Below are 26082 nucleotides of genomic sequence, written 5' to 3'. Positions count from 1 at the left end.
TTTATTATTTAGGAGAACAGAGGAAGGTTCATATTGGATTGATGAAGATTAACCTTCCTCTGTTTTAAACTTTCATAGTCCCCGAAAAGGGATTTTTTTTCTTAAAATCTAATTAATATGAAAAGTTTGGAGTACTTTAAGCATTGTTTGTTTTTATGATACTGATGAAGGAAGATATTTAGGCGAATGTGAATGTGTCACTTAGGTGTGGTCTTTTTGATTGCTTAATGTAGTTATAATGCAAAACAATAAATCTAAATATGTTCTTTAATAATTTTGAAGTATTCAAATCTATTTATAGATTCTTATGATTCCTAATAACCAACTAGCTTGCAATAAATTCTTTCGAATTTCTTAATAATTTAGATTACACTTTCTTAATAGTTATATCCTACTATTAAAATATAAGGTTACATTTAATAAGGGGGGATGTTTAATGATTACTGTAGATTCTAAATTTAATAAATTTTTAAATTTAAGCCTAAAAATTTTATTTCTAATTCCTTTAATAGGAAGTATTGTTTACTTACATTTAAAAGATGATGATAATTTATCATTTTCAATTTTTTGTTTTTTTATTTCAATTCTGCTGATTGGAGCAACATATTATTTGTTGAAAAACAATTATAAAAACTCGTTAATTATTACTATCATATTGATTACAGCTTTTGTTATAAGATTCTTATGGTTTTATAACATTGATAGTATTCCTATAAGCGACTTTAATAGAATGTTTATATGTGCAGAAGATTTTTCACATGGTGATACCTATATGTTTAAGGATTATAGTTATTTTGCTAGATTTCCGCACATGAGTATAACAGTTTTATATTTTTCTTTAATTATAAGAGTTTTTTCTAATCCATTACCATTAATAGCTATAAGATTTATAAATATTATTTTTTCTATGTTAAACATAATATTAATATTTTTTATATCAAAAGAAATTTTTCGAGGCAAAAAGAAAAGTATTTGGGTATTGCTTATAAGTTCAATTTATCCACCTATGATTATTTATAATAATGTTTATTGCTCTGAAAATATGGCTATGCCATTTTTGTTATTAAGTATATTAATGTTTTTTAAAGCAATAAATGGAGATAACAAAAATAAACTTTTATTTTTTTCAATATCAGGTTTATCTTTAAGTGCTATGCACCTTTTTAGACCTCTTGGTTATATAATGATCATTGCTTATTTGATGTATATTTTCCTATATTTCAGAGAAGAGATAAAACTGAAAATAATTAAAAGTTTATTAGTTATATTAATGTTTGTAATTCCTTATGTAATTGTAAGCTATGTATTAATATCATTAAATATAACAGAGAATCATCTTTGGAATGCGATGGAGCCAATGAGCATGTCAGTGCTAAAGGGTACAAATATTGAAGCAGGAGGCGGTTGGAATGAAGAAGATTGTAGTTTAATAGATAAATATGATGGAGATTATGACAATTTAGATAAAGCTGCAAAAGAAATTATAAAACAAAGGTTAACAACAACACCCAAAAAAGAATTATTGGAATTTTATATTTTAAAATATGGTAAACAATGGTCTGTAGGAGACTTTGGAGGTGTTTGTTGGTCGCAGGATGGGCTTAATGAAGCTTATAATAAAGAACATTATTTAGATATAATGGGCAAAACAGAAGGCAGAGATCTAATGAAATTAAGTGATGATATGCAAATTTACACACAGATATTTTACATTGCAGTTTTAATCCTTTCTTATATTGGATTATATAAGAATAAAAAAAATAGGAATTATAAAATTGATTTCTTTTATATTATGTTTTGTGGTCTTTCTCTTCAATGTTTACTAACAGAATCACAAGATAGATATACCTATCCTTTTTCGTGGATCTTTATAATAGTAGCTATGACATCTTTTAGTAAAGACAAGGTTAGTGGTAATACAAATAGCAATGTAATTAGTAATGGAGGAGAAAATGGAGAATTTTAAATACACCATAAAATTATTACGCCCTAAACAATGGATTAAAAACTTCTTTGTCTTTGGACCAATAATTTTTTCAAACAATTTAATTAATTCTGAACTATTATGGAATAATTTTCTTACATTTATATCTTTTTGTTGTATATCATCTGCTGTTTATGTACTTAATGATATTGTAGATAAAGAGAGTGATAAAAAACATCCTGTAAAATGTAACAGACCAATTGCTAGTGGTAAAATCAGTCTATTTCAAGCTCTAATAATAGGAATATTGTTAAGTTTCATATCATTAACAATAGCAATTAGTCTAAATAAATATATAGCTATTATTATATGTTTATATTTATTAAACAATATAATTTACTCTTTTAAGCTTAAAAATATTTTTTTAATTGATATATTATCAATATCGCTAGGATTTATTTTAAGAGTACTTGCAGGTGGAATTTCAACACAAGTTGAAATTTCTAAATGGATAATTTTATGTACATTATTTCTATCTTTATTTTTAGGATTTGGAAAAAGACGAAATGAACTAATTGTTTTGGGTAAAAATGCTAGTTCTCATAGAAAAAATTTGGCTGAATATACTGAAAAATTGCTAGATCAATTTATAAATATAGCTTTAACATGCACCATTATGTCATATTCCATTTATTGTATATTAGGTTCATGTAATGATAACTTTATATGGACGACCATTTTTATTATTTTTGGAGTTTTAAGATATTATTACTTAATGTACTCTAAAAAAGACGGTGGAAATCCAGCAGAAATAGTATTAAAAGATAAGCAACTTTTTAATTGTATATTATTATGGGGATGTACTTGTATTGTTATTTTAAATATATAGGATATTATAGGGGAAGTTAACTTTCTTATAAAAATTTTAACTATCCAATATAAAATTAATTGATAGGACAGAGTAATCACAGGCTCTAATGAGTTTTTGTGAGAACTCATATATTCTTTTAGGATAAATGTTTTTTTACATTTAGAGAGAAAACTTTACCTAAAATTAAGAATCACTTTATACACAATTAGAAGGAGCGATAAAACATATGAAAAGGAATCTAAAACCCTATATTTTTTCTTTTTTAGTGATAATTATATGTATATGTATAATAATTAAAATATTTTCTTTGAAAAATACTTTAATTATTATAAATAACACTGTTTATTCTAGTTCACTTCCTAAGAATAAATTTACAAGTATATATACTCCAAAAATTAAATTTACAGATAAACCTGTAACGGAAATTAGTGGTGTAACCTTAAATATTTTAAATGAAACTAATATTACTAATGTGCCTATGTTACTTAAGGCTCAAAGATACTATATACCACTTGATTTCATTTGTAATAAGCTCGATTATACTATTGATATTTCTGATAATTCTATTTTATTATCAAAAAATGATAATAAAGTTTCATTAACTGAAAATTTTTATGAAAAAAATTCTAAGACAAGCTCTCTTCGTGGTACCTTGATAAAGAAAAATTGTACTTATTATATTTGTATTTCAGATATAGAAGAAATTTTTAATTTAATTGCTGTGTTTGATTTTAAAAATAATAATATTAGTTTGATTCCTAGTAATAGTAAATTACCTAAAGATTCTTCAGAATTCTATAGTGATAAAGTTGCTTTAATTAGATTGGAAGACTTTGCTTGTAATAGTTCAAATTCTATAGACACAAATCAAACAAAAGTAAAATGTATGGTGGATTTCCTATATTCTGAAGGTCTTAAATTTCATATTAGTTGGATTCCTAGATTTAAGTCTCCAGAAGATAATATTGATAATGATTTATTAACAAATAATAATATAGTAAATGTAGGATTTGTTAACATTTTAGATTATTTTATTAATAAAGGTGGAGAAATAGGACTTCATGGTTATACTCATCAACATGGTGATGAAAAAAGTGCAATTGGAGAGGAGATGTCTAAAGATGTAAATAACTCAATTCATGAAGCCAGAACTGTCATTGAAAACGGAATTGATACTGCAAGTGCTTTAAATATTCCTATTTCCTATTTTGAAAGCCCTCACTACAGTAAAAGTGACCTTCAAAGACAAGTCATTGAAGACTATTTTCAATTTATATATGAATCTTTTGATGGTTCAGAAAACAACATATATAGATCTGATGATTATCACTTATTTGTTCCAACACCTTTAGGATATGTACACAATTCAGATCCTTCATCTATAACTAATGAGCTTAAGAATGATAATCATGATATACTGCATAGTTTTTACTATCATCCATATGTTGAATTAGCTTATATAAATTCGGATATAAAAAACAGCAAACTAAATGTAACTTATGATGAAAATTCTCCATTACAACAAATAGTTAAAACACTTAAATCTAATAAATATACAACAGTTCATATTGATGAACTTATAGATAAATAATAAAAATATAGGAGGTGATAGAATTAATGAAAAGTTGTTTTGCAATTTTTGATGTCGATTATACAATAATAAATGGAGATTCTATGTTTTTAATGTTATTTTTTGCAATTAGTAAAAAACCAGTACTCATATTCTATACACCTATAATTTTAGTGAAAATAGTACTATATTTCTTGAAAATTATAGATGTAAAAAACGCTAAGGAAGCTATATATTTACCTCTAAAATATTTGACCCAAAAGGAATTAGAAGAATTTTATGAGACTATAGTATTAAGAAAAATTAATCCAGAAGTTATGAAACGATTAATCTTTCATAAAGAGCAAGGATGCTGTATTTTATTAGTCTCAGCTTCACCAGAAGTATATTTACAATATTTTAAAAATAATAGTTCCATTGATGTGATAATAGGAACTAAACTTAAGATAGTAGATGGAAAATATATTAACAAAATTCATGGTGAAAATTGCAAAGGTATTGAAAAGGTTAATCGGATAAAACACTATTTAAATGAAAATAATTTAGAAATAGATTTTGATAATTCCTTTGGATATTCTGATTCTTTATCAGATAAGCCTATGTTATCTTTAGTTAAGAATAGATATAAGGTTAATAAAAATGATTTAGAAATACAAGAGTTTATATGGCAATAAAAATGAATTAGAAATAGGCGCGTTTATAGTGAAATAAAAATGAATTGGAAATAGGAGATTTTTTATGGCAATGAAAATCAGAATCGGTATTATACTAATGTTAATATCAGCATTTTTAACAGCTACAGGTCAGCTAATATGGAAAATAGGTGTGAATAATTTTATGTTTTTACCCATAGGCTTTTTGTTTTATGGATTTGGTGCCATTTTTATGATTAAATCTTTTGAAAAAGAAAAACTTGTAGTAGCATACCCACTTATGTGTACATCATATTTAATATCTATGTACTATGGCAATTTTTTTCTAAATGAGATTATAACACCAAACAAAATTATAGCAGTTATTTTAATAATTATAGGAGTGTTTTTTAATAGTTATGATAAATAGTATGAAATTGTTACTTATAATAATTATGACCTTGTGCGGAGCTTTAGGCGGAACATTTTTTAAAAAGTCGTCTGCCCAAAACAATAAAATAAATAGTTGCTTAATAATTGGAGCAACCTTTTATGGTATAGGCGCAATATTAAATATAATACTTTTAAAGTATATCCCATTAACAATACTTTTTCCTTGTAATGCTATTACATATATTTGGACTACTTTGATAGCAAAATATGTATTTAATGAAAAGATAACAAGATATAATGCATTAGGAATATTATTTATTACATTAGGATTATGCTTTTTATATATTAATTAAGGTTCATCCGTGAATTTTGAAATTTAAGAAATGTACAATAATTTATATTGGCAAAACGGTAATAAAAAAGTAGAAAGGGATTACACTAAGCAATCCCTTTCTACTTTGTCTTTTCTTTAGAAAATTATAACAAGAAGAAAAAAGAAATGAATATTAATTCTATTGATGAAGGAAGATCTTTAGGTGAAGATAAACGTGCGCCTAGGCTTGGTCTTTTTGATTGTGCCTAATGTAGTTATAATTAAAAACAATAAACCTAAATATGTTCTTTGATAATCTTGCAGTATTCAAATCTATTTATAGATTCTTATGATTCCTAATAACCAACTAGCCTGCAATAAATTCTTTCGAATTTCTTAATAATTTAGATTACACTTTCTTAATTTTTATGTCCTATTATAAAAGTAGCAGGTTAATATTTGATTTTATATACTATATTTCCAAATTAAAAACAAATAATAAACTTTGTTAAGGTATATTCAAGAGTGAGAAGTCAAGATGTTAGGCTGTTTTGTGTTATATGCTTAATGATGCTTTTTATATGGATATTTAAAAGGAAGGGTGACAAAACATTATGAAGATTTCAGTTAATAATTTAAATATGACTTATCCAAAGGGGAAAAAAGCTCTACAGGATATTTCAGTAAATATTGAAAGCCCAAGCCTTATTGGACTTTTAGGACCAAATGGAGCAGGAAAATCAACACTTATGAGGTTGCTTGTAGCAGGGTTGATACCAACTAGTGGGGAAATTCTTATGGATGGTGTGCAACTACTTAAGAATGAAAAAAAGCTAAAAGCAAGCTTAGGGTATCTGCCACAATCTTTTGGACTTTATGATGAACTTACTGTTTGGCAGTTTCTAGATTACATGGCAGCACTAAAAGGAATAAAAAATAGTAAGAAGATTATTGAAGAAGTCATTGAGAAAGCAAATCTTAAGGAAAGACGTAAAGCACGTATTTCTACTTTATCAGGAGGTCAAAGGCAGCGTGTAGGAATTGCTCAAGCTCTTTTAGGGGATCCTAAATTATTAATTTTTGATGAACCAACTGTTGGACTAGATCCTGAGGAACGTATTAATTTTCGAAATCTATTCTCCAAAATGGCACAGAATAAGATAGTCTTATTATCTACTCATATAATTGAAGATGTACAATCAGTGTGCGATAAACTGATTGTCATTAATCATGGGCAGATTTTGTTTACTGGCACACCAGATGAATTGATTGCTTTGGCCCATAATCATGTTGGAGTCTTTGAAGAAAGAATGGGAGAAAGTTCAAAGGGACAATATAAGATAACAGCAAGAGTAAATACAGCACGAGGAATTGCCTGTCGTATTGTAGCAGAAACACTGCCAGCTTTTGCACAAGCTGTGGAGCCTACTCTTGAAGATGCGTATATGTATCTTATAATGGGAAAAGAGGCGATGGAATCATGAAATTCATTTCTTATTTAAGAGTAGAATTAAATCGTATTTTTCACTCAAAAATTGTTTATTTAATAATGATATTAACTATGTTTTGTCCAATGGCAGGATATAAGTTGTATAAAACAACAATTACTTCAACTATATCTGGAGATTTGATTGCAAATCCAGCGATGGCAGGAGCAATAGGTGGTGGAATTTTATTTGCAATGTTAACTTTACTAGAATTTGATAGGGTACGCAAATATGAAACTGGAGCATTAACAAATAGCATTGTTTCACCATTAATATTGAATATAGTTAAATTGTTATCTCTATTTGTAGCAGCTATTATTTCTGTTTCTATTGCAGCAGTAATTTATTTTCCATATACATTTATGAAAATGGGTAATGTTTTTGATGCATATACTTATTGGAATAGTTTCTTTCTATTAATGTTGCCTTCTGTTTTATTATCAAGTATAGTGATTTCTGCATTTTATCAGATTTTTTCTCGTATAGATATGAGTATGATTACATTCATTGCGCTTATGTTAGTTGGCTTTAGCAAATGGTTCAAAAGGAACAATATTTTACATTGGATAAACCCGCCTATGCCAGTACTTTCAGATGATTTTAGTAATGATTTAGTATTTCGTTTAATGGAGCATAGTCGTTTGTTTTGGTTCTTAGTATTTGGCACACTATGGGTAATTGGATTATTATGTGTACGGCAATATGGTAAAGGCTTATTTAGGTCAATTTTATATAATTCAAAGAAAGTCTATATTCCTTTATTGGCTGTGGTACTAATTAGCAGCAGTGTCTTAGCTTATAAAAATCAACCTAATATTTATTTGGAATCTGAAGCTTATCATAATTCAGAGGACTTTAATAAAGAGCTTGAACTATCGAATACTGATTTAGATATTTCATTTAATACAAGTAAAGGAAGCCTTTCGGGAAAGGCAGCTTATTCTATTCAAAATTTGAGTGGAAGTAAGCAAGAATGCAAACTTACTACGAATCCAGGGTTTGCTTTTCATCACATTACAGCAAATGGAAAAGAGATTACATTTAAGAATTATAATGATAAAAAAAGCAACGTTATATTTACATTGCCTGACGATCCTAAAATAAGCTTATTAGTGGAATATAGTGGGGTGCCTAAACTGAGAGAAGAAGAAGGTGATCTTACTTTTGCACCTAATGATATCAATGACAAATGCATAGATATTTATGGGCAAAATCCAATTTACCCATGTCTTAGAATCGAAGACAGCAAGGAAGGGTCACCAGTTACAGGCAAATTTACTATGCCATCAGGGCTTATACCAATTGTGTATGGGGAACCGTATCTAAGGGATGATGATGCAAATGATGAACCAGTTGTAAATGTGGCTAACAATAAAGTAGAACTGCTTTCCGAGGATGAAAAAAATAAAACTTGGCTTTTTAAGCTTGATGGAGGCTGTGGAGCTACTATAATGGGGGGTGATTATGTTCTGAAGAATATTGGTGATGAAAGTATGCCTATAGAGTTTTATTATAGCAGTAAAATGGAAGAGCGCATGAAAAATATGAATGCTGAAAAAGTTATGGATGATACCATTAAATTTTGCACTGCTCATTATGGAAAACTGCATAATGTATCTTCTGGAAATCCATTAATAATAGCAGAAAGAACTGTGTTTTTGGGGGCTGGATTAGGCTTGGCAAATCTTAGCACAATGCCAGAAAGCAGCTTTAGTGATAAAAACCTAAGCAATGAGTCACGAGGAGCAGCAACAAAAGCTGAGGTTATGGGACATGAAATTTCTCATCAATGGTGGAGTTTTCAAAATATAGGTGAAGGCGGAAATAACAAAAATTGGTCTGCAGAAGGACTTGCTGTTTATACAACCTATAGAATTGCTAAAGAAACACATGGTGAAGAATATGCTAAAGAAAATTATGTGGATGTATGGAAGAAGGGGGCATACGAGCAAGATAATAATTTTTATAATAGACATCCAGAATATTTAAAAATACTTCCAGAAAAATATGCTGATGAGATTAATGGATGCAACAGAGTTGTACGTGAATATGAAAAATTGCCACTTCAAATTTTGAAGGCTTCTAAATTAGTTGGTGGTGAAGAAAATATGGATAAAATTTTAGGAAAGCTGTATGAGAATAGTTCTAAAACAAAAAGAATTACATGGCAGGACTTTTTAGATGCCAGCAATCTTAAAGAGGAGGACTTAAACATTGAGTAAATTATTTAAATATGAACTTAAAAGACTTATTATAAATAAATTTTTCTTAGGACTTCTGATTATTTCTGCTCTTTATAGCCATCAAATTATGAGTGGAGATATTATTCTAGGGGTTGCAAATACAGCACCATTCTCTGGCTGGAGCTATGGAGCGTATATTGCTAAAGAGTTGCCGATTTTGCTTGTTGCTTTGCTGTTTTTTATCTCTTTTCTTTATTCAAAGCAGGAAAAAAGTGTACAGACTTTGACTAAAGCAACACCTATTAATCCGTTTAAATTTCAGATGCTACGATTTGGAACTATTGTTATAGCATTTGTTTTGATTTCTGTTGTGCCAATTGGATATAGTTTGTGGTTTTACGGAGTGAATTTTCGTTTCACAAGCTTTGGAAGTCTTGTGTTGCCAACAGTCGTGACATTATTACCAGCTATGTTATTTATATTTGGTTTGGGAGTTATCGGGGGACGATGTCATCAAGGAATAGTTTTTGTACTTATGGTAGCAGTTCTATTGATTAATTATTTGCCACTACCATATGTAGTTGATTTGTTTGGAGGCAATTTCTTTGCAAAGTATCCAGCATCTCTTGATATAGTAGAACCGGCGTTTTCTATACCTGCAAATGTACTAATTGGAAAGTTTGTTTATGGATTGGTTGGAGTTGCGATGATGTTGCCAGCTGGCATAAGAAAGAAATCCAATAATCGATAGATTATTAAAGTGAAAAGGGATTGACGCTGTACTTTTAAAATTATAGATTTTTTAAGTCTTAAAGTGCATAGAATGTAACTTTAAGACTTAAATTATTTTTTTCATATGCCTAAAATATATTAAACTTCACATTGATCCACTTCTATTGAATAAGTACCACAATTAGGACATACAGTTACATTAACTATATAACTATCATCAATTTTACCTAAACTGAACAGTGTATTAAAAGATGTACTTTTATATTCTTCACCAAGAGTGTTTAATACATATTCCTTATTCTTTGTATACACATAAAAGTGATATTCTAAGTAACGATAAGATTTATTTATTTGCTCTTGAGTTTCACAAGAACAAATGCCTGCATAATATTCATTTGAAAAGTTTACGTCAATGCCTTCTTTTAAAGCACTTAATATTGTATCTAAAGATAAACCTGTAACTTCATTTTCTTCATCGAAAAATATACCTTCGCAATTTTCTTCTGTTAGAATGTATTCTTTCTCATCATAGATAAATTTATAATCCATAATATGACCTCCCCATTAAAAATTATTTATATATTTTCAATTTGCCAATCAATTGGTGTTTGGTTAGTAGAAATTAAAAAATTATTTGTTTGTGAAAATGGTTTACTACCAAAGAATCCCCTTGATGCAGATAGTGGACTAGGATGAACTGACTTTATAATATGATGCTTGGGATTAGTAATTAAGCTAGTTTTTGAAATAGCATTATTACCCCAAAGAATAAATACTATAGGAGTATTTTTGTCATTTAATACTTCAATAACTTTAGTTGTGAACTCTTCCCATCCTTTATTTCTATGAGAATTAGCTTCTCCAGCTCTAACAGTAAGTACTGTGTTTAACAATAGAATTCCTTGATCAGCCCATTTTTTTAAGTAACCATTGTTTGGAATATGACAACCTAAATCAGTATTTAACTCTTTATAAATGTTAACTAAAGATGGTGGAGTTTTAACACCAGGGTTAACAGAAAAACTTAGTCCATGTGCTTGATTTGGACCATGATAAGGATCTTGGCCTAATATGACAACTTTAACATTTTCATAAGGTGTAAAATGTAAGGCGTTAAAAAGATCATACATTTTTGGATAAACAACATTAGAATTATATTCATTTACTAGAAATTTTCTTAATTTAATATAATAATATTTTTGGAATTCCGATTCTAAATAAATTTTCCAATCATTTTTTAATATTTCAGACATAACATCACCCAAGATTATTATAACATTTTATGACAAATTTATGTATAATACATCTTCAAAAAATATTCTATTTATAAATTTCAAATTTATTTACTTATATTATTGTTAGAAGCTGTAGATACTGTTAAAATAAAAAGGTGTATAAAGTGAAACTTTTTAGGTGGAGCTTTATACTCCACCTAAATTTAGTTGAACTTATACCCTCAGGGGGCACAATGTCCAGGAGCGTGCAGCCGTTATCTCCCACTTGAATAAGATGGCGTGTTACGGATGCTAGCTATCGGATAAAATTTCAATTAAAATGAAATATGAAAAATAATTATATAAAAGGAGAATTTACATGGAAAATAAAGTATTAGCAATTGCTGCAGGAAATGAAATAACAGAAAAAGACTTAAACACAATAATTACTAGATATCCTCAAGAACAAAGAGGTGCATTACAAAGCGAAGATAAAAAGAGTCAATTAATAGAACAATTAATTTCATTTGAATTAATGAGTAAGTTTGGAAAAGAAATAGAATTAGACAAAACACAAGAATATAAAGATGCTATAGAAAACATATCAAAAGAAGTTATAACTTCAATGGCAATAAACAAAATATTAGCTGATGTAACTGTAACTGATGAAGAAGTTAAAAAATATTATGAAGATAATAAAGAATCTTTTGGAGAGCCAGCAACAGTTTCTGCTAAACATATATTAGTTAAGACAGAAGAAGAAGCCAAAAAAGCTAAAGAAGAAATTGCAAATGGAACTTTATCTTTTGGTGATGCTGCAATGAAATACTCAACATGTCCATCAAAGGAGCAAGGTGGAAGTTTAGGCGAATTTTCAAGAGGAATGATGGTTCCAGAATTTGAAGATGCTGCTTTTACAGCAGAAATAGGCGTTGTTAGTGATCCAGTTAAAACTCAATTTGGATATCATTTAATAGTAGTAGACGCAAAAAATGAAGCTTCAGTTAAAAGCTTTGATGAAGTAAAAGATGGTGTTGTAAACCAATTATTACAACAAAATCAACATACAAAATATGATCAAATATTAAAAGAATTAGAAGGTAAATATGGAGTAGAAAGAAAATAATTATCTGTATTTATACATATAACGCGCCGAAATAAAGGTAATGCATTTGTTCCAGTTACTGAAGATTTTGATGGGTGATTATAAGTTGTGCCCCAAATGCTTGCTTCAAAGGCAAGCTTTGAACAAGCATTTGGGAACAACTTATAATTAAGAAGCACAGCCATCAAAATCTTCTAATGTAACATTCCACAAAAGCATTACCTTTATTTCTAGTTTGTAATATGTATTCAATTTCGGCGGGTTATACGCATTAGTACTCATAAGTACGGAGTTTCACTGTTTGTATCTATAACAATTCTTCGAAAGAATGAATATATTTATCTGCATATTTAAGTAGGTCTTCTTTAGAATCTAAGCATTCATCATCTTTTACTGCAATAACTTTCATGTTAGCTGCCTTTGCACCTTGTACAGCAGGTAATATATCTTCAAATACTAAACAATGCTTTGGGTTAATACCGAGCTTATTAGCAGCCAATAAATATACATCAGGACAATCCTTACCATTAGAAACTTCATCAGTTGTTGTAATTGAATCAAAATATTCATAAATTCCATTGTTTTTCAAGCAAGCTTCTAGTAAAGGAATTGAATTACTAGTAGCTAATCCAATTTTTATTTTAGACGATTTTAGGTTATTTAAAAAATCTTTTACACCTAGTTTTAATTTAACATTATTAGAATAGTGATCAAATGCCATATCGTGCCAGTCTTTCGAAATTTTTTCGATTGAATCATCGAGATTAAACTTTTCTTTAAAATAAACAGCTGTTTGAGAAAAGCTTAAGTGAACAATTTCACCTCTTAAATTTTTAGGCATAGAATATCCTTTTTTTTTAAGATAGTCAACATCAATTTGACTCCAAACCCACATAGAATCAACAAGAGTGCCATCCAAATCGAAGATTGCAGCTTTTATATTGTTTAACATAAAGTACCTCCTAAATAATAAAAAACTTAAGGAACAGTCCTTAAGTTAAAACAAGTATAATTAATAATATTTTTTGGTCGGGGTGACAGGGATTGAACCTGCGACCTCATCGTCCCAAACGACGCGCGCTCCCAGCTGCGCTACACCCCGAAGATATATATAATTATATATTCAAGGAAATTTTCTGTCAAGGATTTAAGGATATATAGACTTAAATTATATGTATGAAATATGTTTTGCTATAACTAGAATAGGCTAAAATTAAAAGATTTAGGAAGAAAATAATTAAATAAATTTTGAAGTATAAACATTTATTAAAGGGTGAAATCACAAATATAAAGGATAAGCTAGAAAAAGTGGGGAATATGGACGATATATAGATATTAGCAGAATAAATTGAAAATTCGCCCTATATATGAATTGTTCATCTTAATTTATAGTGTTATAATTATATAGGATATAGATAAGTGGAGGAGGGAAGGTTTTTAAAGCCGATATTTAATGAAAAATAAAATTCTAGCTATTATGTTAGCAACCGTAATCGTTGTAGGTACTTCAATACCCGCGTTTGCGACGCCAGATAATCAACAATTGAGTGATTCAAGACAGAAGTATGCAGAAATTGAAAATAAAATAGCAACTATTCAGAGTAAAATTTATGATTTAGATATTCAAATAGAGCCGTTACAATTAACGGTAGATAAAAATAAAAAAGAGATAACAAATGTAAATAAGGTTATTGATAATACTACAAAAGATATTGAACAATGTAAAAAAGAGATTGATACATTAGATTTAGCTTTGGGTCAAAGAGTTAAAGCTATGTATATGTCAGGGGATTTAGAATTCAATTATTTAAGTTTTATACTTGAATCAGAATCAACAAGTGATTTCTTTTCTAGAGCAGAGAAAGTAAGTCAAATTGTAGGAAAAGATAAATCTGCTATAGATGGTATTACTAATAAAAAAGAAGAATTAAATACAAAAATGAAATCGTTAGAAGATAAAAAAACTGAAATAGATAAACTTAACAAGGAAGTACAAGTTACCTTAAGTGAATTAGATGTAAAAAAGAAAGATCAAGAAGTGCTAGTTAGCCAAGCTAAAGATGAAAGAAGTAAATTTGATTCACAATATTTATCACAATTAGAAAGAGATCTTGTAAAACCTCAAATGGATGCATTAAGTAATTCTAATAGTTCAGCATCAGACCTTCAAGCAGCAATTGACCAGTTAAGAAAGATTAGAGATAATCAAATTAAGAGTGTAATTGTTACAGCAGAAATAAATGATAAAATAGAGAAAGCTAAAGTGATAGTTGATTCAAAGAAAGCAGCAGAAGTGAAAGTAACAACTGCAAGTAGAGGAAGAACACGTTCATCAGTAGCAGTACCATCCGCAGGAAATGCACAAGCAATTCTAAATGAGGCCTATGCACAACTCGGAAAACCTTATGTTTATGGGGCAACAGGTTCAGCAAACTTTGATTGTTCAGGATTTACTCAATATGTGTATGAAAATGCAGCAGGAATAGATATATCAAGAACAACATATTCACAAATTAATGAAGGACAAGCGGTTAGTGAAGATCAACTTCAACCAGGTGATTTAGTATTTCCACATACAGGTCATGTTGGAATATATGTTGGAAATGGCCAAATGATTCATGCACCACAAACAGGTGATGTAGTTAAGGTATCACCAGTACCTAATGTTTATGCTGCAAGAAGAATACTTAATTAGTAAATATAAGAAATTAGTTGTTAATATCTGATTTCAAGTTGTAGCCCTTCTGTTTAGATACAGAAGGGCTTTTGTAATTCGATTTGTGATGTTATAATGTGAGAGATAAGTTCAACTAACCTTCAGCTGGAGATTTACCTTCAAGAGACACCTAAAAGACTCCTTCTGAAGTTAAGTTTCAATTTATGAAGAAATATATTAAATTGGATTAAAATAGTACATTAGATTAAAGAAAAGGAAGAGCAATATGAATGACAAATTAAAATACATAAAAGAAGATGAGACAATAGATGATTTGCAACTTAAAAATTTAAATTTAATTCAAAAAAAGGACGGATTCAAATTTGGAATAGATGCTGTTTTATTATCAGATTTTGCATGTATAAAAAAGAAACATAAAGTAATGGATTTGTGTACAGGAACAGGAATAATTCCTTTTTTAATATATGGTAAATATGAGCCTGAAAGTGTATGTGGATTAGAAATTCAAGAAGATATGGTAGATATGGCCAAGAGAAGTGTAAAATTAAATTTGTTAGAGGGAAAAGTCTCTTTTTTAAATGAAGATTTGAAGAACATAGAATTTTTAAAGAAGCTTGAAAAATTTGATGTTGTTACAGTAAATCCACCGTATAAGCTAAATAATGCAGGGATTATTAATCCTAATGATAAATTGGCTATAGCTAGGCATGAAATATTGTGCAACTTAGAAGATGTAATTTCTGCATCAAGGGTATTGCTAAAAGATAATGGAAGACTTTTTATGATACATAGACCTGAAAGATTAGCAGATATTTTTACTTTAATGAGAAAATATAAAATAGAACCTAAAAGAGTAAAAATGATACACCCTAAAATGGGGAAGGCACCAAATATTGTATTAGTTGAAGGGCAAAGAGATGGAGGATCATATTTGAAGTGGGAGGCTCCATTATATGTCTATGATGATAATGGAAAGTATACTAAGGAAATAGACTCAATATATTGGAGGGCATAATATGAAAAATGGAAAATTATATTTAGTACCAACGCCTATTGGAAACCTAAAAGACATTACATTAAGGGCATTAGAAACATTAAAAGAGGCAGATTTTATAGCAGCAGAGGATACAAGGCAAACATTAAAATTATTAAATCATTTTGAGATAAAGAAACCTTTGATAAGTTATCACAAGTTTAATGAACAAAGCAAAAGTGATAAAATTATAGATTTACTTATGGAAGGAAAAAATGTTGCATTGGTATCAGATGCTGGAACACCAGGAATATCAGATCCAGGAAGTGTTATAGTTGGAAGATGTATAGAGAAAGTGATTGATTTTGAAGTGCTTCCAGGAGCAACAGCGATAACTACGGCGTTAGTCTACTCTGGATTAGATACAACAAAATTTTTATTTAGAGGTTTTTTACCTAGAGAAAATAAAGACCGAAAAATTATAACAGATGAACTTTTGAAAAGTCAAGAAACACTTATATTTTATGAATCACCTCATAGATTAATAGATACGTTGACGTTTTTATTAGAGACATTTGGAGACAGAAGAATTGCAATATGTAGAGAGCTGACTAAGATATACGAAGAAATATATAGAGATACTTTAAAACAAGCATTACTTTATTTTACACAGAATAAACCTAGAGGAGAATTTGTGCTTGTATTAGAAGGGAAAAAACTTGAAGATATAAAGGAAGAAAAAAAAGAAGCATGGATCAATCTATCTATTGAAGAACACATACTTAAATATATAAATGATGGTATAAATAAAAAAGAAGCAATAAAACTAGTAGCTAAAGAAAGAGAGCTACCTAAAAGTGAAGTGTATAAATTTTCAACTGATATATAGTTAAAATATATTAAAAAAAATGATAAGTCGAAGTATGCAATATATAATTAATTTGTTATTATATTACATTTTTTAAAATAAAAAAATATAGACTATCTAAAAAATTAAGATAGTCCATATTCTTGTTTGACAATGAACACATTATCAAATATTAGTTGTTGTTTTTAATTTGATCTAAACACTTAGTACAAATATTTTTGCCTCTATAGTTGATTACATCTCTTGCATCTCCACAGAAAATACAAGCTGGTTCATACTTCTTTAATATAATTTGCTCTCCGTCTACATAGATTTCTAATGCATCCTTTTCAGCAATGTCTAAAGTTCTTCTAAGTTCTATAGGAATAACTATTCTTCCTAACTCGTCCACTCTTCTAACTACACCTGTTGATTTCATAAAAATTCCTCCTAATTCCATAATTCGACACTCTACAATAATATACTACCAAGTATGTAATATAAAGTCAATAACAATTCACTTATTTTTATAAGAAATTACAAATTTCAACTTAAATAAACATCTTATATAAAATATACTACCATAATTTAGAAAAGTCAATAGGAATTATTTATACAACTATAATATTAATTTGAATAAACAAATTAGTAAAGATAGATTATACAACAGCTTACAGGGTATAAATAATATTTGGCATATATTACATGTATAATTTATTTGAAAAAAATACAAATAAAGTCATAAAGGCGATTAGTGAACTCTTTATCACAAAAACAAATACTATACATAATAATGTCGATGAATTACATAAATTAGATATTTTTTTGAAAGCAACAGATATTTTGAAAAATGTAAACATGTCGTATAATATTATAAATGTTAGGGGACTATTAATAAAGCAATAAAAATTTATGGCGTAATGTTTGAAATTACTTGTAACAAATTGAGGGCTACTATATAATATATTTAGATAAGAGTGGAAAGTATGGGTGTATAATAATGGCGAGAAAATTTGATTCTGATTATATAAAAGAGTTGGCGGAAGAATTGTCTAAAGGAAGTTCAATTTCCTATGAAGAGCTTCCTAAATATGATTTGTTTCTATCTCAAGTTATAGATTATTTAAATGATAAGTTTGTTGATGAAAAATTTACTAACAATATAGTCCAAAATTATACCAAAAGTGAAGTTATAACAAAACCAGAGGATGGTAAAAAAAGAGGATATACTAAAATGCATTTAATACAGTTAGTATTGCTTAGTTATATGAGACCACTTTTAACAACAGAAGAAATTAAAAAAGTTTTCAGACTTGCTTTTAATGAAATTAATGATAGGAATGATGATATATTATCATGGGAAGAAACTTATAAAACATTTACACAGATACAAAAAGAAAGTTTAGATGACTATTTAATTACATCTTTAAACCACGAGGACAAATTAGAAGAAATAATAAAAAAATTTGATTTAAAAGACAAAGATCAAGAAAGAATAAAGGTTTTTTTATTAGTACTATCCTTAATAGCAGAAGCAAGTGTTATCAAAAAATTAGTCCAAAAAATAGTAAAAGAATATGAAACAGAGTAAATAAAATAAATTGCATAAGAATATATATATAGTTAAATAAGAACACTTACTAAATGAGTCTTTGAAGTGAGACTGATTAAGTAAGTGTTTTGTAAGTAGTTAGGCTTGATTACAGAGAGGAATTAATTTATGGATAAAATTATTATAAGAGAATCTGTAAGGAATTTAGTTGAATTTTGCTTGAAAAAAGGCGATATCGATAATAGATTTTCGGGAAGTGCTAGAGCTACAGAGGGTATAAGAGCACATCAAAAACTTCAAGATGATAATTCCAAGATTTATGAAAACTATGAAAAAGAAGTATATTTAACTTACGAATTTGAAATGGATAAAGGTTTAATAAATATTGAAGGACGAGCAGATGGAATTATAATACAAGAAGATAGAATCATAGTTGAAGAGATTAAGTCTACGTATAAGAGCTTTGCATATATAGATGATTCAAATGAAGTCCATTGGGCACAAGCCAAAGTATATGCTTTGATTTACGGAAAACAAAATAAACTTAAAGAGATTTATATTAGATTATCATATATGCAACTTGAAACAACTGAAATTAAAAGCTTTGAAAAGAAATTTGATATACAAGAATTAGAAAAGTTTACCTTTGAAATATTAGAAGAGTATGAAAAATTCAATATTTTGGTATTTCAACAAAAAGGTATTAGAGATAATTCAATAAAGATGCTTAAGTTTCCTTTTGAAAAATATAGAGATGGACAACGAAAATTAATTAATATATCATATCAAACCATAAAAGAAAAAGAAATGTTATTTACTCAAGCACCTACAGGGATAGGCAAAACAATATCAACCATATTTCCAGCAATAAAAGCAATTGGAGAAGGAATTGGAGCACGAATTATATATTTGACAGCAAAAACTATAAATAGAGAAGTTGCTGAAGATACATTTGAAAAATTAAGAAAAGAAGGACTAAAATTTAAAAGCATTATAATTACTGCAAAAGAAAAAATATGCATTAATGAAACTTTTGATTGCAACCCTGAAAAATGTATATATGCAAAAGATTATTATAGCAAGGTGAAAAATGCTATATTATATATTCTTGAGAATGAAGAAAGAATTTCCTCGGAAATATTGCAGAAATATGCTGAAATATATAAAGTGTGCCCTTTTGAGCTCTCTTTAGATTTAAGTCTTTATTGTGATGCAATTATAGGTGATTATAATTATATTTTTGATCCGAGGGCATCCTTAGGTAGAATATTAGAAAGCAAAGGTAATATAGTATTAATTGATGAAGCACATAATTTAATAGATAGGGCAAGAAGTATGTATTCAGCAACCTTATGCAAAAGTCAAATAATGAAATGTAAAAAGTTAACGAAGGGGAGATTAAACAAACTACATTCCATACTCGGAAAAATTAATAATTGCTTTATTGATTTTAGAAATGAATGTGATCATAAGGATGTGGAATGGTTTTATGAAGGAGAGTCACCTAAAGATTTAAATAAGCATTTACAATTTTACTTAAAGGAAAGTGAAGAAGTTTTAGTAAGAGGAAATAAATTTGATGGGTATGAGGATATACTGCAACTATACTTTGAAGTAAATACTTTTGTTTCTACTATGCAGTTATATGATGAAAACTATATGACTTGTATAGAAAAAGAGACTCAGGAACTTAAATTAACATTGTATTGTGTAAATCCAGCTAAGAATTTAAAAGAATATTTATCAAGATGTTATTCAGTAATTTTCTTTTCAGCAACTATATCTCCAATAAATTATTATATAAGTATGCTTGGAGGGCAGGATACAACTTATAGATTAAAGCTCCCATCACCATTTAAAAAAGAAAATCTAAAAGTTCATGTTAGTCCAATTAATATTAGATATACACATAGAAAAAGAACTTTGGAATTTGTGAAAGGTAAAATTCATGATTTTATAAGAGTGCAGATGGGGAATTACATAATTTTTTCACCATCATATGCATATATGGAATTATTATGGGATGAAATGAGTAAGTTGAATCTAAATGAATTTCAACTTATAAAGCAAAAACAAAATATGAGTGAAGAGGAAAAAGGTGAGTTTTTAAATAATTTTAAGACAAATAACAACTTACTAATGTTCTGTGTTCTTGGAGGGATGTTTTCGGAAGGGATAGACTTACCAGGAGAGCAATTGATAGGTGCCATAATTATAGGTGTAGGATATCCTATGATATCTATGAAAAATGAAATAATAAAAGAATATTATAAAGAAGATGGGTATGATTATGCTTACATATTTCCAGGGATAAGTAAGGTACAACAAGCTGCTGGAAGGGTAATAAGAACCGAAATTGATACTGGCAGAGTTTTACTTATTGATGATAGATATATAACTAATAAATATAAGATGTTACTACCGAATGAATGGTACCCTATAAATAAATATTAACAATTAACAATGAATGAACAAATAACTATGTGATTTTAAAGAAAACTAGAAGTTCCGGAGGAATCTCATCCATAATTATAAATCGTAAATTGTACATTATACATTAAACATGAACTGTACGTTGTGCATTGTTAATTGGAATTAAGTATGTTAAAATATTCATGTTAGTTTTATGGAACAAAGTGAACTTAAATAACATATTAAAGTAAAATTAAGGAGCGAGGAAAATGAATATTCCATTAATTGATTTAAAAGCTCAATATAAGTCTATTTCAGAAGATTTAGATAGAGTAACTAAAGAGGTACTTTCTTCTGCAAGTTATATTATGGGTAAGAATGTAATAGAATTCGAAAAGGAATTTGCAGAATATATAGGAGTTAAGCATGCAATATCAGTAGGGAATGGAACTGATGCATTAGTTATTGCATTAAGATCTTTAGGAATAGGAACTGGAGATGAAGTAATAACTTCACCATTTACTTATTTCGCTTCAGCAGAAGTAATTTCAGCGGTTGGTGCAATACCTGTTTTTGTTGATGTAGAAAAAGAAACATTTAATATAGATCCAAGTAAGATAGAAGAAAAAATAACTAAAAAGACAAAAGCTATTATACCAGTTCATATTTTCGGCCAAAGTGCTAGGATGGATGAAATAAATAAAATAGCAAAAAAGTATAATTTAAAAGTTATTGAAGATGCTTGTCAAGCAGTAGGTTCTAAGTATAAAGAAAAAATGATAGGAGCATTAAGTGATGTAGCTTGTTTCTCATTTTTCCCAACAAAGAATCTTTCATGTGCTGGTGACGGTGGAATGATAGTAACTTCTGATGACAATATAGCAACTATAGCCAGAGCAATAAGAACTCATGGAAGTGGAGAAACTGGTCAAAAGGCTTATAATTTATTAAATAACATAACAGAAGAAATAGAAACATTTAAAGGCGGAGATGATACGGTATATAATCCGTTAAAATATTATAATTATTTAATTGGAGTTAATTCAAGATTAGATGCAATTCAAGCAGCAATTTTAAGAGTTAAATTGCCGCATTTAGATAAATGGAATAGTAGAAGAAGAGAAATCGCTAAAATATATGATAAAAAATTAAAAAATTCAAATGTAGTAGTTCCTATTATTGATGAAGAAAATGAAACAGTTTATCATCAATATGTATTACAATGTGAAAATAGGGAAGACATGTTAAATAAACTTAAAGAAAAGGGTGTGGCGACAGGCGTATATTATCCAGTTCCACTACACCTACAAAAAGTATATAAGGATCTTGGATATAAAGAAGGCGATATGCCAGTTGCAGAATATCTATCACATAGAACTTTTGCAATACCAGTTTATCCGGAATTAACAGAACAAGAAATAAATTATATAATTGAAAGTATACAAGCATAAATTAAGTTTTGGAAGCGAATATTTTAATAAAGTTAAAGTGATAATTAATAAAAATACATATGAGTATGAAAGGATTAATTTATGGATAATAATTATTTTGTACACGAGTCCAGTTATGTAGATGACAATGTTAAAATAGGTGATGAAACAAAGATATGGCATTTTTCTCACATTATGAGTAATTGTGAAATTGGGGAAAAGTGCAATATAGGTCAGAATGTTGTTATATCACCAGGAGTCAAACTTGGGAATGGAGTGAAAATACAAAATAATGTATCTGTTTATACAGGTGTTATTTGTGAGGATGATGTATTTTTAGGACCATCTTGTGTATTTACAAATGTAGTTAACCCAAGAAGTTTTATTGAAAGAAAGACTGAATATAAAGATACCATAATTGGCAAGGGTGCATCTATAGGTGCAAATGTAACAATTGTATGTGGACACAATATAGGCAAATATGCATTAGTAGGTGCTGGTGCAGTGGTTACTAAGCATATACCTGATTATGCTTTAGTTGTAGGAAATCCAGCAAGCATGCTGGGATATGTATGTAAATGTGGAGAAAAGTTAAGATTTAAAGATGAGCATGCAACTTGTACTGCTTGTGGGGAAAAATATATTAAAGATAAAGAAAAAGTTAGTCCAGTTAAGAATTAACTCTTAACTGAAAAATTGGAGGTATAGCATGTCAGTATTAAAACAACAATTATTAGATAAGATAAATAATAAAACCGCAAAAGTTGGTGTGGTTGGACTTGGTTATGTTGGATTACCATTAGCTGTAGAAAAGGCTAATGCTGGATACCAAACTATTGGATTTGATGTTCAAGAAGAAAAAGTTAATATGGTTAATGAAGGAAAAAATTATATAGGTGATGTAGTAGATCAAAACCTAAAAGAGATAGTGGAAGCAAAGCTTTTAAAAGCTACTACAGATTTTAGTTTTGTTAAAGATGTAGATACAATTTGTATTTGTGTACCAACTCCGTTGGATTTATATAAGCAACCAGATTTATCATACGTTGTAGATTCAACAAGAAGTGTTGCAGAATATTTACATAAAGGTATGCTTGTTATTCTTGAAAGCACTACATATCCAGGAACAACAGAGGAAATTCTTAAGCCAATTCTAGAGGAAAGTGGTCTTAAATGTGGAGAAGATTTTTTCTTAGCTTTTTCACCAGAAAGAGTTGATCCAGGTAATAAAGACTTTAACACTAAAAATACTCCAAAGGTTGTTGGAGGATGTAGTGATGAATGTACTGAAGTTGCAGCAGCATTATATAGAAATATATTAGAAGGCGATATACACACAGTATCATGTCCCGCTGTAGCTGAAATGGAAAAGATATTAGAAAATACTTTCAGAAATATAAATATTGCATTAGCTAATGAAATGGCTATTTTATGTAACAGAATGGGAATTGATGTATGGGAAGTTATAGATGCAGCTAAAACTAAACCATATGGTTTCATGCCATTTTATCCAGGTCCAGGTCTAGGTGGACATTGTATACCACTTGATCCATTTTATTTAGAATGGAAAGCAAAAGAATATGATTATCATACAAGGTTAATTGAAACATCAGGTGAAATCAATGATTCAATGCCTGATTTTGTATTGGATAATGTAATGAAGATTTTAAATAAGAATAAGAAAGCATTAAATGGAGCTAAAGTTCTTTTATTAGGTGTTGCATATAAAAATGATATTGATGATTATAGAGAATCGCCAGCATTTAAGGTAATAGAGTTATTAGAAAAGAATGGTGCGGACCTTATGATAAATGATCCATATTGTCCAATATCTAAATACAAAGGTAAGACATATAATTCAGTAGATTGGACAGAAGTTATAGATGATTCTGATATTGTCATCATAACAACAAATCATAGTTGCTATGATTATGAAACAATTGTGGCTAGGGCTAAAGTCGTATATGATACAAGAAATGCAACTAAGAATGTAGTTAATAATAGAGAAAAGATTTATAAATTATAAGTGAGATAGGTGAGATAAGTGAGAATCAAAATCTATGATTTTGCTCTTCGAACTTAGTTAACCAGATTTGCTGATTAACATCCTTATTCCTTATCCGTTTTAAATCTTAAACTTACTTAGCGAACGGTATATGAGTTTAATTTCATATTAAAATAGGTGTATTCGTAAATTTTTTTAATTTAGGAATATGCCTTTTTATATAATAAGGTAATAAAAGGATTATGAACTGTTACAAAATTATGATATTTTCCAATATATAGATTTGTTATATTGACACAAATAAGAATGAATAATATTATGATTATAGAATGTTTTATTCTAATATACATGTTGTGAAAAATAATCTAAACCCAAACAGGTGATAGTCACCTGATTTTCTAAAGGATTTTAGGAATATATATTAATAATTGAACGACAAAGAGGTTGTTACGTAATGAAGAAGATAATCAGTTTATTAATACCAATATTGATTGCAATAATGACTACAATCGGAATTAATTCATTATTGGATAAAAAAATAGAAACATTGACTAAAGAAAAAAACATTAATTTAATGGGGCGAAAATATCCAGATACCATTAAAGATAAAAATGTGTTGGATAAAAAAATATTATCAGATGAAGGAGATTTATTTTTACTTGGGTCATCTGAAATGGGGATAGATGTGCCACAAAATCCACTGAAATTATTTCCTTTTAAAGGAGCAGAATACAATATTAGTTGCTTTGGAAGAGCATATGCGCAAAGTTTACAACAGGCTACTTATTTAGGTGCAGGAGATATAAAAGATAAACAAAAAGTAGCATTTATTCTTTCAATTCAATGGTTTGAAGATTGGAAAGTAGAAGAACCATATAATTTTGTTGTTAACTTTTCAGATGTTCAATTTTATAAATTTTTAAACAATCCAAGGATAAGTGAAGAAAATAAAAAATATTACGCTGAAAGAATATACAAATTTTTGACAAAGGATAAAAAATATCCAGCAGAAGCTTTTTATGCTAAACTTTATTTAGATTCAAGCAAAATTGCAAATTTTGAAAAATTAGCATTTAAGCCATATTACGAAGTAAAGCAATATTTGTTAGATATTCAGGATAAAGCATTACTTTATCAGGAAGTTAAAGACTTGCCTAATAAAAGTAGTCAAGAAACATTAAAAGATGTTAATTGGGATGATGAATATGTCCAAATTGAAAAAGAAAATGAACAGATAGTGGCTACAAACCAATTTAACTTAGACGATAAATATTATAACCAGAACTTAAAAGGTGAAATTGACAAGCACAAGGGTGAGTTAAAGTCAGAAAATCTTATTCAATCAAAAGAAATGGATGATTATAAGTTTTTCTTAAGTGTTTGCAAAGATCTTAATATAGAACCATATATTATTTTACCACCAGTTAATGGCTGGTATTATGATTATTTACAACTTAGTAAAGATAAAAGAGATGAATATTATGAAAAAGTTAAAAAAATAGCAAATGATAATAGTTTAGAAGTTCTTGATTTACATGAATATGATTATAAAAAATATTTTTTAATAGATCCAATGCATTTAGGAAAAGAAGGGTGGCTTAAAGCAAGTGAAGAAATTTATAAACATTTTAATAAGTAATAAAGATTTAAATAGAGGAATATTTTTAACAGGTATATTAATTTCGGCATTAATAGTGTATTTCTTTTATTCAGCATCAGATTTGCCATTTGTATATAGTCAATTTTAGTAGTATTAGAGGGA

The 26082-nt window shown here is 28.4% G+C and carries 23 protein-coding genes and 1 tRNA gene; 19 read left to right on the top strand and 5 right to left on the bottom strand.

The window, feature by feature from the left end; translation table 11 throughout:
* Positions 1 to 436: 436 nt before the first annotated feature.
* The 9 genes from psyc5s11_RS26145 (at position 437) to psyc5s11_RS26105 (ending at position 10124) form a co-directional block, all read left to right on the top strand.
* On the top strand, positions 437 to 1966 hold the full coding sequence (locus tag psyc5s11_RS26145) for a glycosyltransferase family 39 protein (protein WP_224035377.1): 1530 nt from the start codon (positions 437 to 439) through the stop codon (positions 1964 to 1966).
* Positions 1953 to 2813 (top strand): decaprenyl-phosphate phosphoribosyltransferase, encoded by an 861-nt coding sequence (locus psyc5s11_RS26140; RefSeq protein WP_224035376.1) that lies wholly within the window; start codon positions 1953 to 1955, stop codon positions 2811 to 2813. The genes psyc5s11_RS26145 and psyc5s11_RS26140 overlap by 14 nt, the downstream gene beginning before the upstream one ends.
* A 208-nt stretch (positions 2814 to 3021) precedes the next feature.
* On the top strand, positions 3022 to 4386 hold the full coding sequence (locus psyc5s11_RS26135; protein WP_224035375.1) for a DUF2334 domain-containing protein: 1365 nt from the start codon (positions 3022 to 3024) through the stop codon (positions 4384 to 4386).
* A 26-nt stretch (positions 4387 to 4412) separates the two neighbouring features.
* On the top strand, positions 4413 to 5039 hold the full coding sequence (locus psyc5s11_RS26130; protein ID WP_224035374.1) for an HAD-IB family hydrolase: 627 nt from the start codon (positions 4413 to 4415) through the stop codon (positions 5037 to 5039).
* A 64-nt stretch (positions 5040 to 5103) separates the two neighbouring features.
* Positions 5104 to 5427 carry an EamA family transporter gene (locus psyc5s11_RS26125; protein ID WP_224035373.1) on the top strand — a complete coding sequence of 108 codons (324 nt, stop codon included), beginning with the start codon at positions 5104 to 5106 and terminating at the stop codon, positions 5425 to 5427.
* Complete coding sequence (locus psyc5s11_RS26120) at positions 5417 to 5743, top strand: EamA family transporter (protein WP_224035372.1); 327 nt, start codon at positions 5417 to 5419, stop codon at positions 5741 to 5743. The genes psyc5s11_RS26125 and psyc5s11_RS26120 overlap by 11 nt, the downstream gene beginning before the upstream one ends.
* Positions 5744 to 6317: 574 nt before the next feature.
* A complete protein-coding gene (locus psyc5s11_RS26115; protein ID WP_224035371.1) occupies positions 6318 to 7187 on the top strand; it encodes an ABC transporter ATP-binding protein in 870 nt (289 codons plus the stop codon).
* The gene (locus psyc5s11_RS26110) at positions 7184 to 9412 is read left to right on the top strand and encodes a M1 aminopeptidase family protein (protein WP_224035370.1); all 2229 of its coding nucleotides are present in this window, start codon (positions 7184 to 7186) and stop codon (positions 9410 to 9412) included. Before psyc5s11_RS26115 ends, psyc5s11_RS26110 begins: the two co-directional genes overlap by 4 nt.
* Positions 9405 to 10124, top strand: coding sequence for a hypothetical protein (locus psyc5s11_RS26105; RefSeq protein WP_224035369.1), 720 nt, complete (start codon positions 9405 to 9407; stop codon positions 10122 to 10124). Before psyc5s11_RS26110 ends, psyc5s11_RS26105 begins: the two co-directional genes overlap by 8 nt.
* A gap of 119 nt (positions 10125 to 10243) precedes the next feature.
* On the opposite strand, the gene psyc5s11_RS26100 is transcribed toward psyc5s11_RS26105, so the two are convergent.
* A complete protein-coding gene (locus tag psyc5s11_RS26100) occupies positions 10244 to 10654 on the bottom strand; it encodes a DUF3785 family protein (protein ID WP_224035368.1) in 411 nt (136 codons plus the stop codon).
* Positions 10655 to 10680: 26 nt separating this feature from the next.
* Entirely contained in the window at positions 10681 to 11358 is a 678-nt protein-coding gene (locus tag psyc5s11_RS26095; protein ID WP_224035367.1) for a uracil-DNA glycosylase, read from the bottom strand.
* Between the two features lie 340 nt (positions 11359 to 11698).
* Here psyc5s11_RS26095 and psyc5s11_RS26090 point away from each other — a divergent pair, with 340 nt between their 5' ends.
* Positions 11699 to 12445 (top strand): peptidylprolyl isomerase, encoded by a 747-nt coding sequence (locus tag psyc5s11_RS26090; protein WP_224035366.1) that lies wholly within the window; start codon positions 11699 to 11701, stop codon positions 12443 to 12445.
* 286 nt (positions 12446 to 12731) lie between these two features.
* On the opposite strand, the gene psyc5s11_RS26085 is transcribed toward psyc5s11_RS26090, so the two are convergent.
* Positions 12732 to 13376, bottom strand: a complete 645-nt coding sequence (locus psyc5s11_RS26085; RefSeq protein WP_224035365.1) for an HAD family hydrolase — start codon at positions 13374 to 13376, stop codon at positions 12732 to 12734.
* Positions 13377 to 13450: 74 nt separating this feature from the next.
* Positions 13451 to 13526 (bottom strand) — tRNA-Pro (locus psyc5s11_RS26080).
* Between the two features lie 351 nt (positions 13527 to 13877).
* Here psyc5s11_RS26080 and psyc5s11_RS26075 point away from each other — a divergent pair.
* The 3 genes from psyc5s11_RS26075 (at position 13878) to rsmI (ending at position 16963) form a co-directional block, all read left to right on the top strand.
* On the top strand, positions 13878 to 15119 hold the full coding sequence (locus psyc5s11_RS26075; protein ID WP_224035364.1) for a C40 family peptidase: 1242 nt from the start codon (positions 13878 to 13880) through the stop codon (positions 15117 to 15119).
* Between the two features lie 247 nt (positions 15120 to 15366).
* Positions 15367 to 16116 (top strand): tRNA1(Val) (adenine(37)-N6)-methyltransferase, encoded by a 750-nt coding sequence (locus tag psyc5s11_RS26070; RefSeq protein ID WP_224035363.1) that lies wholly within the window; start codon positions 15367 to 15369, stop codon positions 16114 to 16116.
* 1 nt (position 16117) lies between these two features.
* Positions 16118 to 16963: a 16S rRNA (cytidine(1402)-2'-O)-methyltransferase gene (gene rsmI / locus psyc5s11_RS26065; RefSeq protein WP_224035362.1), complete on the top strand. Its 846-nt coding sequence runs from the start codon at positions 16118 to 16120 to the stop codon at positions 16961 to 16963.
* Between the two features lie 151 nt (positions 16964 to 17114).
* Here the strand turns inward: rsmI and psyc5s11_RS26060 are convergent, their stop codons facing one another.
* On the bottom strand, positions 17115 to 17360 hold the full coding sequence (locus psyc5s11_RS26060; RefSeq protein ID WP_224035361.1) for an AbrB/MazE/SpoVT family DNA-binding domain-containing protein: 246 nt from the start codon (positions 17358 to 17360) through the stop codon (positions 17115 to 17117).
* Between the two features lie 561 nt (positions 17361 to 17921).
* Between psyc5s11_RS26060 and psyc5s11_RS26055 the strand changes: the two genes are divergently transcribed.
* From psyc5s11_RS26055 to dltD, 6 genes are all read left to right on the top strand, one after another.
* Complete coding sequence (locus tag psyc5s11_RS26055; protein WP_224035360.1) at positions 17922 to 18512, top strand: DUF1836 domain-containing protein; 591 nt, start codon at positions 17922 to 17924, stop codon at positions 18510 to 18512.
* Between the two features lie 129 nt (positions 18513 to 18641).
* The gene (locus psyc5s11_RS26050) at positions 18642 to 20927 is read left to right on the top strand and encodes an ATP-dependent DNA helicase (protein WP_224035359.1); all 2286 of its coding nucleotides are present in this window, start codon (positions 18642 to 18644) and stop codon (positions 20925 to 20927) included.
* 227 nt (positions 20928 to 21154) lie between these two features.
* The gene (locus tag psyc5s11_RS26045; protein ID WP_224035358.1) at positions 21155 to 22336 is read left to right on the top strand and encodes a DegT/DnrJ/EryC1/StrS family aminotransferase; all 1182 of its coding nucleotides are present in this window, start codon (positions 21155 to 21157) and stop codon (positions 22334 to 22336) included.
* An 81-nt stretch (positions 22337 to 22417) separates the two neighbouring features.
* Positions 22418 to 22996 carry an acyltransferase gene (locus psyc5s11_RS26040; protein ID WP_224035357.1) on the top strand — a complete coding sequence of 193 codons (579 nt, stop codon included), beginning with the start codon at positions 22418 to 22420 and terminating at the stop codon, positions 22994 to 22996.
* A 28-nt stretch (positions 22997 to 23024) separates the two neighbouring features.
* On the top strand, positions 23025 to 24341 hold the full coding sequence (locus psyc5s11_RS26035) for a nucleotide sugar dehydrogenase (RefSeq protein WP_224035356.1): 1317 nt from the start codon (positions 23025 to 23027) through the stop codon (positions 24339 to 24341).
* A gap of 433 nt (positions 24342 to 24774) precedes the next feature.
* Positions 24775 to 25959 carry a D-alanyl-lipoteichoic acid biosynthesis protein DltD gene (dltD, locus tag psyc5s11_RS26030; protein WP_224035355.1) on the top strand — a complete coding sequence of 395 codons (1185 nt, stop codon included), beginning with the start codon at positions 24775 to 24777 and terminating at the stop codon, positions 25957 to 25959.
* Positions 25960 to 26082 lie beyond the last annotated feature (123 nt).

Origin of the sequence: Clostridium gelidum (assembly GCF_019977655.1) — a bacterium.
Classification (GTDB): domain Bacteria; phylum Bacillota; class Clostridia; order Clostridiales; family Clostridiaceae; genus Clostridium; species Clostridium gelidum.
This window is presented reverse-complemented; position numbering and strand designations above follow the sequence as displayed.